This window comes from Commensalibacter sp. W6292M3 (assembly GCF_016101315.1).
Lineage (GTDB): Bacteria > Pseudomonadota > Alphaproteobacteria > Acetobacterales > Acetobacteraceae > Commensalibacter > Commensalibacter melissae.
Window position 1 is genome coordinate 123,868 of sequence record NZ_JACFQT010000001.1, and the last position, 14,779, is coordinate 138,646.

11 protein-coding genes are annotated in these 14,779 nt (G+C 39.8%); 1 reads left to right on the forward strand and 10 read right to left on the reverse strand.

Features of this window, described 5'->3' with window-relative positions:
• Positions 1 to 82: 82 nt before the first annotated feature.
• On the reverse strand, positions 83 to 1,519 hold the full coding sequence (locus tag H3T57_RS00560; protein ID WP_198192573.1) for a catalase: 1,437 nt from the start codon (positions 1,517 to 1,519) through the stop codon (positions 83 to 85).
• A 272-nt stretch (positions 1,520 to 1,791) separates the two neighbouring features.
• On the opposite strand from H3T57_RS00560, the gene H3T57_RS00565 reads away from it, so the two are divergent.
• Positions 1,792 to 2,895, forward strand: a complete 1,104-nt coding sequence (locus tag H3T57_RS00565; RefSeq protein WP_198192574.1) for a glycosyltransferase family 4 protein — start codon at positions 1,792 to 1,794, stop codon at positions 2,893 to 2,895.
• Positions 2,896 to 2,909: 14 nt separating this feature from the next.
• On the opposite strand, the gene ligA is transcribed toward H3T57_RS00565, so the two are convergent.
• From ligA to murB, 9 genes are all read right to left on the reverse strand, one after another.
• Positions 2,910 to 5,015, reverse strand: coding sequence for an NAD-dependent DNA ligase LigA (gene ligA / locus H3T57_RS00570; protein ID WP_198192575.1), 2,106 nt, complete (start codon positions 5,013 to 5,015; stop codon positions 2,910 to 2,912).
• Positions 5,016 to 5,041: 26 nt separating this feature from the next.
• A complete protein-coding gene (gene recN, locus H3T57_RS00575) occupies positions 5,042 to 6,751 on the reverse strand; it encodes a DNA repair protein RecN (protein WP_198192576.1) in 1,710 nt (569 codons plus the stop codon).
• A gap of 33 nt (positions 6,752 to 6,784) precedes the next feature.
• Complete coding sequence (locus H3T57_RS00580; RefSeq protein WP_110438476.1) at positions 6,785 to 7,675, reverse strand: outer membrane protein assembly factor BamD; 891 nt, start codon at positions 7,673 to 7,675, stop codon at positions 6,785 to 6,787.
• A gap of 127 nt (positions 7,676 to 7,802) precedes the next feature.
• Complete coding sequence (lpxC, locus tag H3T57_RS00585) at positions 7,803 to 8,834, reverse strand: UDP-3-O-acyl-N-acetylglucosamine deacetylase (RefSeq protein ID WP_198192577.1); 1,032 nt, start codon at positions 8,832 to 8,834, stop codon at positions 7,803 to 7,805.
• Between the two features lie 157 nt (positions 8,835 to 8,991).
• Entirely contained in the window at positions 8,992 to 10,506 is a 1,515-nt protein-coding gene (gene ftsZ, locus H3T57_RS00590; RefSeq protein ID WP_155569546.1) for a cell division protein FtsZ, read from the reverse strand.
• A gap of 76 nt (positions 10,507 to 10,582) precedes the next feature.
• Entirely contained in the window at positions 10,583 to 11,953 is a 1,371-nt protein-coding gene (ftsA, locus tag H3T57_RS00595) for a cell division protein FtsA (protein ID WP_198192578.1), read from the reverse strand.
• A gap of 48 nt (positions 11,954 to 12,001) precedes the next feature.
• Positions 12,002 to 12,889: a cell division protein FtsQ/DivIB gene (locus H3T57_RS00600; RefSeq protein WP_198192585.1), complete on the reverse strand. Its 888-nt coding sequence runs from the start codon at positions 12,887 to 12,889 to the stop codon at positions 12,002 to 12,004.
• Positions 12,877 to 13,830 carry a D-alanine--D-alanine ligase gene (locus H3T57_RS00605; protein ID WP_155569545.1) on the reverse strand — a complete coding sequence of 318 codons (954 nt, stop codon included), beginning with the start codon at positions 13,828 to 13,830 and terminating at the stop codon, positions 12,877 to 12,879. Before H3T57_RS00605 ends, H3T57_RS00600 begins: the two co-directional genes overlap by 13 nt.
• Positions 13,820 to 14,779, reverse strand: a complete 960-nt coding sequence (gene murB / locus H3T57_RS00610) for a UDP-N-acetylmuramate dehydrogenase (RefSeq protein WP_155569544.1) — start codon at positions 14,777 to 14,779, stop codon at positions 13,820 to 13,822. The genes H3T57_RS00605 and murB overlap by 11 nt, the downstream gene beginning before the upstream one ends.

Below are 14,779 nucleotides of genomic sequence, written 5' to 3' on the forward strand. Positions count from 1 at the left end.
CCGATTATGGGTTTTAATCAAGGGATTACTTTAAAAAACCAAATATTAATTTCTATATTTGAAAAATCGGATGATTACTTTGTCATTTTAGACCCGTTGCTACTTTTTGTTCCAGTTCCGGGTCAATTTTCTGGAAGTGTTCCAACACGCGTTTTTGAATATCCTTTCGAACCATTTGCAGGGATTCAACAAAATTATTGATCAACAGACTCTTTTGTTCTGGTTTCATCAAATGAAACAAGGCCCTTGGATAACTGTAATAGTCCTGGTCAACGCGGTTGTCGTATCTTCCCCCTTCACCGGATGTATAATCCGGGAAATAGTTTTCAGGAGTGTTCGTTTGTTTTGGTGCATCTGGATCGCTGTTTGGTTCATAGTTTGTCATTCCGCCTCCATTATCATCAAAACGCATATATCCATCTCTTTGGTAATTGTTTACAGGGCTTTTTGCAGCATTGATGGGCAGCAGCTGATGATTTGTTCCAACCCGGTACCGTGCGGCATCAGCATAGGCAAATATACGTCCTTGCAACATTTTGTCCGGGGAAACGCCTATGCCGGGAACAACGTTGCCAGGGGAAAAAGCCGCCTGTTCTACCTCGGCAAAATAATTTCCTGGATTACGATCCAATTCAAAATATCCAACTTCATGCAATGGGAATTCTTTTTGTGACCAAACTTTGGTAACATCGAAAGGATTATCCTTATGATTCTTTGCCTGTTCAATTGACATAACCTGTATATAGGCTTTCCATCTTGGGAAATGGCCCTCCTTGATTGCATTGAATAAATCCTCGGTAAGGTAATCCGGATTGGAACCGGCTAATTCTCCAGCTTTTTTAGGATCAAGATTTTTAACACCCTGTTCTGTTCTGAAATGCCATTTTACCCAAGTGCGGACATTATCCTTATTGATTAGACTGAAAGTGTGGCTTCCATAACCATGCATGCATCGATAGCTGGCGGGAATACCCCGGTCAGAGAAAAGGATCATGACCTGATGCAGGGCCTCGGGAGATAAAGACCAAAAGTCCCATTGAAAATTGGGATCTTTTAGATTGGATTGAGGATTCCTTTTCTGGGTACGGATGAAATCGGGGAATTTCAGGGGGTCACGAATAAAAAACACGGGAGTGTTGTTTCCGACAAGATCCCAGTTTCCATCTTCAGTGTAAAATTTCAAGGCAAAACCGCGTGGATCCCTTACCGTATCGGCTGATCCCCTTTCGCCTGCAACTTGTGAGAAGCGTGCAAACATCGGGGTTTCTTTACCTATTTCGCTAAATATTTTGGCACAGCTATATCTGGTTATATCTTGGGTAACTACAAATTTTCCGTGAGCGGCCGCCCCTTTGGCATGAACACGCCGTTCGGGTATAACTTCACGGTTAAAATGAGCAAGTTTCTCAACCAGATGAAAATCATCCAATAGAATTGGACCACGAGGTCCAGAGGTTCTGGAATTCTGGTTATCGGGAACAGGAATACCTTCAGCTGTAGTAAAAACCTTTTTACTCATTTGTAGCTCCTTATTTTATTTTTGTTTCATAAGTCAATTGTTATTTTCTTGACCCAATAATTGTATCATACAATCAATAATTCAAAAGTAACTATTTGAGTTTTAAATATATTATTGGATTATTACTTGCCTGTTTTATGTTTTTATTAAGGATAATTAATAATTATTTATTTATTTGTTAATATTTTATATTGATATTGGCAAATAACGTAATCTTCTGTAAAAGGTTGGTAAGATCAGTATGTTTTGTAATTATTGTTTCGGTTATCTATATGAAGATATATTATATTGTTAGCAGTTTTGATGGGGGTGGGGCTGAATTCGTAATTCCTGATCTGATAAATTTATTCAAGAAACTGGGGCATTCCGTTGAATTGTTCGGCTGTATACCGAGAAATATGGAAACTGTTGATTTATTTAAAAAAAGTAATATTTCTTACCGTTTATTATCAGGAAATAATGAAAATAGATATAAATCCACTTTTCATTTCAACCAAATTGTAAAACGTTCCCCTCCCGATGTTATATGGACGTCATTGACACGTGCGACGGTGGACGGCCAATTGGTGGGGTTATGGAACCGGATTCCGGTTGTCAGTTGGAAACATAGTGCAAACAGCTATTCTTTGAGATTAATCAAAACAATTCTGATGCAGCGATTAAGTCGGCTTTGGATTGCTGACTCAACAGGAGTTGCCAATTTTTTGAAATCGAAAATGAAAGTTCCGGAAGATCGTATAAAAATCTGGTCTTTATTTAAAATTCCACACAATCTACCTATAGGTTCAGTATGGAATGGCAAAGGAATATTTTATATTGGTTCAGTTGGGCGTTTACATACCGTAAAAAATTTTCCCTTAATGATCAGGGCGATGGCTTACATCAACCATCATTATCCCGAGGTTGGAAAACGGATAAAATTATCCATTGCTGGATCGGGAAAGGAGGAACGGCATTTGAAAAACCTTATTCATTTATTAAAAGTGGATAATGTCGAATTGATAGGTTTTTCAGATGATGTCATGAATTTTTTATCAAAACTTCATTTATATTTGCAAACTTCTGTTTATGAAGGCTTATGTATTGCCGTTCATGAAGCTTTGGCTGTCGGTATTCCGGTTATTTCAACAAATGTTGGGGAGATGCGGAGTGCTTTCAGGAATAATTCAATAGGAACATTAATTGATAAAAATTCTCCAGAACTTTTAGCTAGACAAATTCTGGAATATTATCATAATCCAAGCAAAACACAGTATTATGCTGCGAATGCACGTCAATATATGCAACAGCATTACAGTGAGGAAAGTTTCGAAGCTTCCGGCAGGTTTATTTTAAATCATATTGAAGAGAATATTTTACCAAGATATTTGAAATAAACCTTGTTTGACCATTATATTTTTTCAGATCCAATCAATTCATTCCATTCTTGTTCATCGAGACATTGCAAACCAAGTTCTTTTGCTTTTCGTGCTTTACTGCCACCATCTGTGCCCTCGATCACGAAATCGGTTTTTTGTGAAACGGAACTTGTTACTTTTGCACCCAGCCTTTCAGCAATATTTTTAGCTTCGGAACGTGTCATGGAAGATAGGGTTCCTGTAAAAACAATTGTTTTACCGGCAAGTTTTCCTGTTTGCTGATACTGCACATCCTGAATGGTCAGTTCCTTTTCAAGATCCTGCAGGGTTGTCAAATTATGCGTTTCGGTAAAGAACGCAACAATTTCATCCGCGATTGCAGGACCAATTCCCTCAATGGAACCCAATACCAATCTTTCTTCAGAGCCAGTTTGCCGGGCGGCCTGCATTTGTTCCTTCCAGTTGGTATATGATGTATAGTATCTGGCCAGAATTTTGGCTGTTGTAAGCCCTATCCTTCGAATTCCAAGGGAATAAATAAAATGATCCAGTGAAATCCTTCTATGCTGGTCAATGGCGGTTAAAAGGTTTTTTAAAGAAAGCTCTCCCCAGCCTTCAAGTCTTAGTATGGTTTGTTGATGTTGATATAAACGAAAGATGTCCGCAGGTTGCTTGATTAAATCCATACGGAAAAAATCGAGAACGGTTTTTTCCCCCATACCTTCAATATTGAAAGCATCCTTAGAGCAAAAATGAATTAATCGTTCCTCAATCTGGGCTTTACAGGACAATCCACCTGTGCAACGACTTACAGCTTCGTTTTTTGGTTTTTCTGCAATGGCTCCACAAACAGGGCAATGTGTGGGGAATTTAAAAGGCGCTGCACGATTTTGAGAATTGCAGGATATATCAACTCGCAATATTTGGGGAATTACATCACCGGCACGTTGTATAATGACTTGGTCATGTTCCCTGATATCCTTACGGATTATTTCATCTTCATTATGAAGGGTGGCTCTTGTTACGATTACGCCACCAACATTTACGGGTTCAAGGAGGGCCACAGGCGTTAAAGCGCCTGTACGTCCAACCTGAATCTCGATTTTTTTTATGCGGGTTATTGCCTGTTCCGCCGGGAATTTCCATGCAGTTGCCCAGCGTGGGGATCGTCCGATAAATCCCAATCGGTTTTGTAAGGTGACAGAATTGATTTTATAAACCACTCCATCAATATCGTAGGGCAATCCGGAACGCTGATGGATAATGGACTGTTGAAATTCTTCCGCTTCCCGGGCATTTTTAACAACCTTGAATAAGGGATTAACGGTGAAGCCCCATTGCTGTAAGCGTTCTAAAAAATGTTCATGTGTATCCGCGATTGATTTATCTGAATAACCCTGTGCATACACAAATAGGGAAAGGGGTCTTGAGCGTGTAATTTCAGGGTCAAGTTGTCTGAGAGAGCCGGCTGCGGCATTTCTTGGATTGGCAAAAAGACGTTTGTTATTTTTTTCCTGTTCTTCATTTAAATTGAAAAAATCTTGCTTGGAGATGTAAACCTCTCCCCGAATTTCAATTGTGTCTGGATAATTTTCTGGAAGTGTCAGGGGTAGGTTCCGCAATGTTTTGACATTTTCGGTAACATCCTCTCCCGTTGTTCCATCACCACGTGTGCTGGCTTGGATTAGTTTACCATGTTTATAGGTAAGGTTAATGGATAATCCATCAATTTTTGGTTCTGCAACAAAATGAAGATTATCAAGTTCATCGGGTTTGAGATCAAGATAACGCTGGATTCGTTTTATGAAATCTTCAAATTCTCTAATATCAAATACATTATCAAGGGAAAGCATGGGTATTAGATGTTTACATTTCTGTAATCCTCCCGTCGGTTTGATTCCAACCTTTTGGCTAATACTGTCTTTTTGTCTGAATTGTGGGAAAAGGAGTTCGATCTTGTTATATCTTTGGCGCAATTTATCGTAGGTAGCATCTTCCACCAAAGGTTCGTCTTGATTGTAATATGCGTGATCCAATGATTTTAATAAATTGGCAAGTTGTGACAGTTCTTTTTGGGCCTGTTCGGAAGATAGATCAGATATGGGAATCTGGTGAAAATCAGTTTGAAATTTTTGCATAATTTTGAGTACTTAATTTTTTATTATTATTTATTTAGTAAGCTATCTGCGGCGGAACGGGCAGCGTCAGTAATCTGGTTTCCAGCAAGCATACGGGCGATTTCCTCTTTACGCTCGTTTGAATTCAGGCATTTTGTTGTGGTATAGGTTACGCCATTTTTAATTAATTTGCTAATTTGAAATTGCGTATCTCCACTGGCGGCAACCTGAGGGCTGTGTGTGACTGCAAATACCTGCATAGTTTGAGCTACATGATGTAATTTTTCACCGATTGCCGAAGCGGTCGCCCCACCAACACCGGAATCAATTTCATCAAAAATCAGCGCTGATAAGGTAGACTTTTGGCTTAAAACAACCTTTAAAGCCAATAAAAGTCTGGATAGTTCCCCGCCGGAAGCGGACTTGTTCAAAGGGGCAGGAGGGACACCGGGATTGGCTGCAATCAAAAACTCGATTTGTTCCTTACCGTTTTGATTCCATGCGTCTCTGTTAAGTGGCTTCAAAGATACGAGGAATTTTGCGCATTCCAGTTTTAAGGGTTTTAATTCGGCAGTAACAGCTTGTTCCAACTTTTTGGAAATTTTCTGTCTATGTTGTGATAGTGCTTCGGCGGCTTCCTCAAATTTAAGGCGGTGTTGATTAACTTCTATTTCGAGGGTCTTGATTTGTGTTGTTCCAATATCTAGTTGATTAAGTTTTATTTCAAATTCTTGAAGCAGATGGGACAATTCATCAATAGTCACGCCATATTTTCGGCTTGCGCCGCGTAGGGAGAATAATCGTTCCTCTATTTCATCAATTTGTTGAGGATCAATTTCAATCGTGTTTACAAGCTGTGAAAGTGTTGTTTCCGCTTCCGCTAAAGATTCTTCTGCTTGAGTGATCGCTTCCAATGCTGCTTGAATGGATTTATTAGATTCGGAAAATGAAGTGTTTTCAGAATTGGATAAGAGACGTTGAAGAGTTTTGCTTGCATTTAGCAAGACTTGGGAAGGCTGGTTATTTTTACGGTCCTGGGGAGCAAGCTGATTAAGAGCAGAAACCAGTAATTCCAGATGTCTTTCATTTTGTTGTAATGATCGTCTTTTATGAACAAGCTCTTGTTCCTCTTCAGCTTGTGGAGAAAGATTTTTTAATTCCTCAACTGATTCTCGTAACCATTTTTCTTCATGTAATGTTTCTTCAAGATTTTTTTTAAGAGCGGCAAGTTTGGCTGTTGTTTCAGTCCATTGATAATAGGTTTTGCGAGTTTCATTCAATAAGTTTAGTGGAGTGCCAAAATTATCGAGAAGATAAAGATGATTTCGCATATCCATTAGACCAATCTGCGAGTGCTGTCCCTGTATCTCGATAAGTAGTTGACCAATTTCTCGTAAAAAATTAAGACTGATAAGCTGATCATTAATATAGGCGCGTGAACGTCCATCCTGTGAAATAGTACGACGAATGACCAATGGCTGATCGGTTATTTCCGGAATTTCATAACCTTGTAATTGTAATTGCTGATAGACAGGATGCGTTTTCTCGATTTCAAAACAAGCTGTGACCGAAGCCTGATTTGATCCAGTCCTGATCAAGGAAGAGCTTGCTCTTTCACCTAATGTTAAGGCAAGGCTATCTAGTAAAATAGATTTGCCTGCCCCTGTTTCTCCAGTAAAAACCGTAAGTCCCTGATCGAAGGTTAAATCCAGCTTTTCAATTAAAACAACATTACGTATAGAGAGTTGTATTAACATTGGGGCTTCAGTATATAAAACAGGGATGTTTTATTAAAAAATAGAAGTGAGCGAATACCACATTCGTTTGAAGAATCCAGGTTTTTTACTGGTTGGTTTGGCTGTTTGTTCTGAAACAAGGTGATATTTTCTTAAATCATTATATGTATAGCGATACCAGTGACTGTTGGGATAGTTATATCCCAATACAGACGCTGTCTTACGGGCTTGATCTGTAAGTCCCAATTTTAAGGAGACTTCAACGAGACGATGTAATGCTTCTGCTACATGGTTGGTCGTTTGATAGTCTAAAATAACCCGTTGATAACGGGTAACAGCGGCCTCATAGTTTTTTTGCTGTTCATAAAAGCGTCCGATGAGCATTTCTTTACCGGCGAGATGGTCACGGCATAAGTCAATCTTGAGCTGTGCATCACGGGCATAGGAGGTCCCGGGGAAACGGCTTACTACATCATTCAAGGCACTAAGCGCTTCCATTGTGCCTTGCTGATCTCTTGTGACATCTGAAATGCGTTCGTAATAACATAAGGCGCGAAGATAAAAGGCATAGGGTGCATCTGGGCTATTTGGATGAAGCTGTAAATAGGTTTCCAATTGTTTTACCGCTTCCGGATACTTATTTTGCAGATAATAAGCATATCCTTCCATTAGTTGGGCATTAGGGGTATAGCCTGAATAAGGAAAATTCTCCTGTAATAACTCGAATTGTTTAGTGGCTAATTTGTATTTCCTAATCTTGATGCCATCTATACCGTTGTTGTACAGTTGTTCAGGAGTATTTTCCTGATATGTTGCTGCTGAATTATCATTCAACTTTTTTTGATCTTTATGACCGCCACCACATGCAACAAGACTCGTCGCAAGTAATAATGGGAAAAAATGTCGTATTGGATAAAAATAACGTTTTTGATTCACTGTATCCACAGTTTTAACGACTTTCTATTCTATAAAATGGCACAAAATAAAAATAATGTTTCTTTTATAACATGGAAGAAAGAAAGAGGAAGATTTTAATTTAGTAAAATTAAATTTTGTTTTGCAGGTGAGGTTTTTATGTTTCTTGTCTGAGAGGATATCTGTCTAGGGAAATGACCTGGGAATCATGGTAAACCCTGCCTGAAAATTTATGAGAAAATTGAAAGCGCCATGTATCTGTTTGTTTCATCAAGGCGTGAAGTAACATATTGTTTAGTTTATGTCCTGATTTAAATCCAATAAATTTTCCATACAGTCGGTGGCCTGCCAAAGATAAATCGCCTATGGCATCAAGCATTTTATGTTTGACAAACTCATTTGGACAATATAATCCTTCCGGATTTAGAATTTTTTTGTCATCAACAACAATGGCATTTTGTAGGCTACCCCCTTTTGCCAAACCCATTTTATGAAGTGTATCTATTTCTTTTTTAAAGGTGAATGTTCTGCAGAAGGCTATTTCTCTTTGAAAATTCTGAGGGGTTAGGTCCATGTCAAAGGTTTGTTTCCCAATTAGAGAATTTGGAAAATCAATCGTTAATGACAATGATAGTTGATTTTCGGATGATGGATGAAATTCAGCAAAAGCGTCGTTATATTCTACCCGAACAGGTTTCATAATTTGTATGGCGGGTTTGTCTGCATAAAGAGATTGTCGGCCAGCCTTATGTAAAAGCGTGGTGAATTTGGCGGCAGATCCATCCAAAACGGGCATTTCAGGCCCATTGCATTCGATAAAAAGATTGTTAATTTGATAGCCTGCCAGCGCAGACATAATATGTTCAACCGTTCCTATTCTGATATTTGGGTTATTCGGAGAAGCAATAACCGTGCTAAAACTTGTATCAATAACGTTATTATAATGGGCTGGAATTGGTGTGTCATCAAGATCTGTTCTAAAAAATACAATTCCTGTTCCTACTGGGGCTGGAATCAATTTTACATGAACCAACTTGCCTGTGTGCAATCCCATTCCTGAGAAATTAACAGGAGAGGCAAGGGTATATTGCAAGGATAAGTTTATATCATTTGTAAATTTGGAAGATAGCAATGAATTATATGCGATGTTTACCTTTTTTGAAGCGGGTAGAACCTGCGGATAATTCATAGTTTTTTCCTCTAAATAATTACCAAGATTTAATAACTCACATGAATTTCATTATAATTTTTAGTAAGGGAATACTAGTCAAAGATTATTGCATAGTGTTACGCATTTAATATTTTATTAGAGGCTTCAAAACTTTTGAAGCCTCTAATAAATAATATTATCTTGATTTTCTACGAAGAAAAGCTGGTATATCTAGGCTTGCCTCTTCAGCTGAAGATTGACTTTTCTGGTCATTTTTGTTGGAATTCTCACTATTGGAGACAGAGGGTTCATTCTTTTTTTGATGATAGGAAGGTGAACCATTATTGCTTCTTCCTCGTAAGGCACCGGTAACAATACCAAAAAGACTGCGTGAGGGAGCAGTGTTAGTTTCGGGTTCCTGATGACGTGAATCTGAAAATAAACCTGAACGTGGTGATGTTTTTGACACACGTTCTGGGACAGAATCAGGGGAGGGAGGGGTTGGATCATTAGAAAAATTTGTTTGATTCTTTTCTTTCGATTGATCAAATGATGCCTTGGCCTCAGATGATACATTTAAAGAAGATTCATCCGATTTTTTTTCTGTATCAAACTGTGTCTGATTATTTTCAGAAGGTGTATCTGTTTGTGCGTTATCTGAATCTTTTGATTGTGCGGTATCGTTTGAAGATATCTGCTGCTCTTGTTGTACAGTTTGAGATTGCTTTTCATATTGCACCGGGCTGTCTATGCCGGTTGCTACCACTGATACACGAATTTTTCCTGTCAGGTTCTCATCAATGGCGGACCCAAAAATAATATTGGCATCTTCGGCAACTTCTTCACGAATGCGGTTGGCTGCCTGATCGACTTCAAACAGAGTCAGATCATCACCGCCCGTAATGTTAATCAACAATCCTTTTGCCCCAGCCATAGACGTATCTTCAAGCAATGGATTGGAAATGGCTTCCTCTGCTGCACGGATAGCCCGATTTTCACCTTCCACCTCTCCTGTTCCCATCATAGCCTTACCCATTTCAGCCATGACTGTTCTGATATCGGCAAAATCAAGATTGACAAGTCCAGGCGACATCATAAGATCTGTCACCCCTTTAACCCCCATATACAACACTTCATCCGCCATTTTGAAGGCATCTTTCCATGTTGTATTTTCAGTTGCTGTACGGAAGAGGTTTTGGTTTGGGATTACGATCAGCGTATCAACAAATTGTTGAAGTTCGGCAATGCCAGCTTCCGCCAATCGAGCCCTGCGAATTCCTTCAAAGGTAAAGGGTTTAGTGACAACTCCGACGGTCAGAATTCCACGTTCACGTGCCATTCTTGCAATGACTGGTGCGGCACCGGTTCCTGTTCCACCACCCATCCCAGCAGTGATAAAAACCATGTGAATATTGTCAAGATGCCGGGCTATTTCATCAGCGGCTTCCTCTGCAGCCGCGCGACCAATATCCGGTTTTGCACCAGCTCCCAGCCCTTGGGTTAGATGGGGACCTAATTGAATACGATTATCAGCATGACTGTTCATCAATTGTTGCGCATCGGTATTGGCAACAACAAATTCTACGCCTTTCAAATGCAATAAAATCATGTTATCCACAGCGTTGGTTCCTCCTCCACCAACACCAATAACAGTAATACGAGGGGTGAAATCTTCATAAGCGGGCTGTGGAATCGTTAAATTGAGTGTCATGAATGTCCTCGAACCGATATTTCGTAAACTATGTGTAAGGTTACAATGGAAAGTTACTATTATACAAAGAAAATATTTATATGTGTATCCTTATAAACTCAATCATTTTTTTAAGGAAACCATTGTTTTTTTTATTCGAGAAATCGAGATCCGCAAGGGTTCTTCCCTCGCCAGCCGCCCAGCAGAGTAAACCGGCAGCAGTAGAAAAGGCAGCCGAGGTTGTACTATCATTAGGTAAGCCTATAATATTGTTGGGTTTTCCCAAGCGGATTTGACGGTTCAGGATACGGGCTGCTAAGGGGCCGAGTCCTTCAAGTAATGAACCTCCTCCCGTTAATACAACCCTGCCATTTGCTGCTTTGCCAATATTTGAATTATCCAGGCGGTCTCGAATCAATTCAAGTGTTTCTTCTATCCGTGGCCTGATAATAGAAATAACTCTTGATAGCGGAATTTTTGTCATGATTTCGTAATCATCGTCACCGATCATTTGAATGGGCAATTGCTGATATTCGTCGTTATAGGAATATTCAGCACTGCCATATTTAGTTTTAAGCCATTCCGCTGTATCAATTGAGGTTGAAAGAATACCTGCTATATCCCTGGTGATATGGGATCCACCAATCGGAATTTGTGAAGTGTAGAGAAGTTGATTGTCGCCGAAAATGCCAATAGAGGTTGTTCCGCCACCCATATCCACAATAGTGGCGCCTAAATCCCTTTCGTCTGGTGCCATTACTGCCAGTCCAGCAGCTAGAGGGGTGGATATGATGCTTTCAATTTCCAATTCAGAACGCATTAAGACGGTTGCCAGATTTTTAAGGGATGTGGCGGAAGTGCTGATGATATGTAATGTTGTACTCAGTATTTCACATTGATGTCCTCTGGGATCTTCAACCCCAGCGGTCTCATCAACATTAAAACTTAGAGGCAAGGCATGAATAATTTCACGACCTTCAACTTGGGCTCTCAAAATTCCTTCGTTAACCAACCGGTATATGTCATGATTGGTGATTTCTCTTCCGCCAATTGGCCATTCGATATTGTAAAGCTGGCTGTCAGGTTTACCGCCAGAAAGATTTACATAAATTTTATTTAACCGACGCTCGGCTGCCTCTTCTGCCTGTCCAACGGCTGAACGGATTGCACGTTCAGCACTTTTAAGATTAATGATACCACCTTGTTTTACGCCATGAGAGCGTCTCCATCCATATCCAAGAACTTTAAGTTTTCCGTTGGATTTACCCTGTCCAATTAGACAGGTGATTTTTGTACTGCCAATATCCAATACACCGAAAACACCGGGTAAAAATTGTTTTTGCGCGGGTAAGTCATCAGGGGGAAATATATTACTTTTTACTAATTGCCTGGATCGGGCAATAGCTATGGTCTGCTTTGCATGATTGGGGGAATTTCCTTGACTTGTTTTATAATTCAGTTGTTTCATGCACTTAACCATTTCCTCAAGAATTACATTATACCAGAAAAGATTTGATCAAGGTGTTTTTTCGTCATTGTCATTAGAGGGTTCCGAATTATCATTTTCAGGATTGGATGGTGTCGGTTCTTTATCTTTTAGTATGATTAAACGGTCGGGAAGACGCAAATCAATATGTTTCAGGGGACGATCCAGTAACTGGAACTGTTTTTCATATTGAATCAGTCGTTGAATGGCAGCAATTTCCTGATTTTCAGGAAGTAAAATGATTGTACCATTCTTCAAATTTAGGTTCCAGCGTCTATTTCCGATTCTTACGGCTGCCACCATACGATTTTTGATATCTGGATAAACAGATAAAATGTCGATCAAATCGGAAGCTGTTGTATTTGCACCAATACCGACAACCAAGGGAAGTTTTAAAAAAGCCTGTCCATCTTTTCCATTCATTCCCTGATCGTTGACAATGTTTCCTTTTTTATCAATAAGTTTGAATTTTCCTTGGTTTTGCCAAACGGCAAAGGGACTGCGTTCAATAATGTGGATAATTAAAGTATCCGGTAATTGACGTTTGATAACGGCATAATTGACAAAAGTTAGGCCATTTAGGCGTTTTTGCGCATCTTTGATGGAAAAATTAAGGATCGGATCACCAATGTTGATACCAAGGGCCTGTTTTATTTCATATTCAGTGGTCAGTTTACAGCCATCAATAATGATATGAGCCAGTTTCATCGGAACAAGTTTGGCTGTTTTTGTTCTGAAAAGTGAAAATTCCTGTTCCGATGCGAACTTATAAATGGCCCATCCACCCCCGATAAAAAGCCCAAGGATGATAAGAAGAAAGAAAAAGGGTCGAAGCATCCGTTTCAAACGGCGATAGGCTATTTTTTGTTTTGAGGGACGATCATCCTGATGATTCGGTCGCCTTTTTAAGTACGACATTTTGCTTTTTCCACAAGATGTGAACATAGTTCAGGATAGGTTATCCCACAAAAAGCGGCTTGTTCTGGCAGCAGAGAAGTTTTGGTCATGCCGGGTTGTGTATTTACTTCCAGAATATACAAATCACCAGGTTGGTCTTGTGTTTCATTGTGATTATCGTACCGAAAATCAGTGCGGGAAACAGAATCACATCCTAGAATCTTATGAGCTTTTTGCGCATAGTCTAACGCTGTCTGAAAAGCTTGTGGATGTATAACCGCGGGGACAGTATGGGTTGATTGTCCAGCTTGATATTTTGCGTTATAATCGTAAAAAATATGTGTTCCAGATGATATATCGGTTACGGTAAGGGCTTTGTCATCAAGTACGCAGACGGTTAGTTCTTTTCCTGGAATAAATTGTTCAATCAGCGCCTCTTGACCAAAAATCCATTCCTTTATGATTTTTTCACGTTGTTTCTGTCGGATACTGGCATCGTTTGATTGAATGATATGAACACCTACAGATGATCCTTCTTGAATGGGTTTTACCACATATGGAACAGGAAAGGGATCCCCTGAATCCAACAGCGTGATAGGAACAGATTTACCTTTAGCTACCGGAAGACCGGCTTCATGAAGTAAAATACGGGTAATCTTTTTATTCATTGCGATTGCTGAGGAACATATATTTCCATGGGTATAGGGTATATTCAACCATTCCAAAACACCCTGAATGGCTCCATCTTCGCCAAAGTTTCCATGCAGAGCATTAAAAACAACATCGGGACGGTTTTTGGTCAGTGAATTGACAATTTCATTTAAATTATCGTTGGCGATTAAATCCGTTACTTCATAGCCTGCCGTATTCAATGCTTCGATTATGTTCTTACCACTGGCCAGACTGACTTCTCGTTCAGATGATAATCCTCCCCGCAGAACGGTTACTCGTTTAGCTGACATACTTATTTTCCCTTTGAGCATAAGGTATTCCGATACGTTTTATTTCCCATTCAAGTTCAATACCAAAATCGTTGAAAACCCGTTTTCTTAATTCCTCGCCTAAATTTTCAAGATCGCCAGCTGTCGCTTCCCCTGTATTGATTAAGAAATTACAATGTTTTTCACTGACTTTTGCCCCTCCCATGGTAAGCCCTCTGCCTTTAACCATATCGATAAGTTCCCAGGCCTTGTAAGAGGAAATATTCGGTGAGGGGTTGCGAAAAGTGGAACCACCTGTTCTTGAATGAATTGGCTGTGAATTTTCGCGTTGAGCTTTTATTTCGTCCATTGTTTTGTGTATGGTATCTTTGTTGCCGGGTGTACCCCGCAATCTTACACGAGTGACAATACCATCGGGTGGTAAAACAGAATGACGATAGCTTAATTTTAGGTCAGATGAGGAAAGACGGAATAAATCTCCGTTTCGAGTAAGTATTTCTGCCCAGTCCATAATTGTTGCAATATCGGAACCATGGGCTCCTGCATTCATTTTGACTGCCCCTCCAATACTACCGGGAATACCACTCAAGAATTCCATACCTGTTAAACCAAGCTGGGCGGCATATTCCGCGATTGTCATATCCAAACAAGCTGCACCTGCAACAAGTCCTTCACGGTCGGGAATAATTTCATGAAATCCCTTGCGCAATTGAAAACTTATTCCTTGAAGCCCACCGTCACGAATAAGAAGATTAGAGGTGGCCCCTATGGTAAAATAAGGCCACTCCAAGGGCATTGTTTTAAGAATATAGGCAAGATCTTCCGTGTCTGCGGGGTTGATAAGGATTTCGGCATTACCTCCTACACGAAACCAGCTTCTGTTTTTCAACGGGGCATTGTAGGTTACGCGTCCCCTCAGTTCGGGTAATAAATCGGAAATTGCTTCTTTGGTGAAAAGCCCCGTAGACAT

Coding starts and splice junctions, on each gene's coding strand:
- H3T57_RS00600 (WP_198192585.1), bottom strand. CDS start 12,889: ATGTCGTACTTAAAAAGGCGACCGAATCATCAGGATGATCGTCCCTCA.
- murB (WP_155569544.1), bottom strand. CDS start 14,779: ATGTCTACGGGGCTTTTCACCAAAGAAGCAATTTCCGATTTATTACCC.
- lpxC (WP_198192577.1), bottom strand. CDS start 8,834: ATGAATTATCCGCAGGTTCTACCCGCTTCAAAAAAGGTAAACATCGCA.
- ftsA (WP_198192578.1), bottom strand. CDS start 11,953: ATGAAACAACTGAATTATAAAACAAGTCAAGGAAATTCCCCCAATCAT.
- recN (WP_198192576.1), bottom strand. CDS start 6,751: ATGTTAATACAACTCTCTATACGTAATGTTGTTTTAATTGAAAAGCTG.
- H3T57_RS00605 (WP_155569545.1), bottom strand. CDS start 13,830: ATGTCAGCTAAACGAGTAACCGTTCTGCGGGGAGGATTATCATCTGAA.
- ligA (WP_198192575.1), bottom strand. CDS start 5,015: ATGCAAAAATTTCAAACTGATTTTCACCAGATTCCCATATCTGATCTA.
- H3T57_RS00560 (WP_198192573.1), bottom strand. CDS start 1,519: ATGAGTAAAAAGGTTTTTACTACAGCTGAAGGTATTCCTGTTCCCGAT.
- H3T57_RS00565 (WP_198192574.1), top strand. CDS start 1,792: ATGAAGATATATTATATTGTTAGCAGTTTTGATGGGGGTGGGGCTGAA.
- ftsZ (WP_155569546.1), bottom strand. CDS start 10,506: ATGACACTCAATTTAACGATTCCACAGCCCGCTTATGAAGATTTCACC.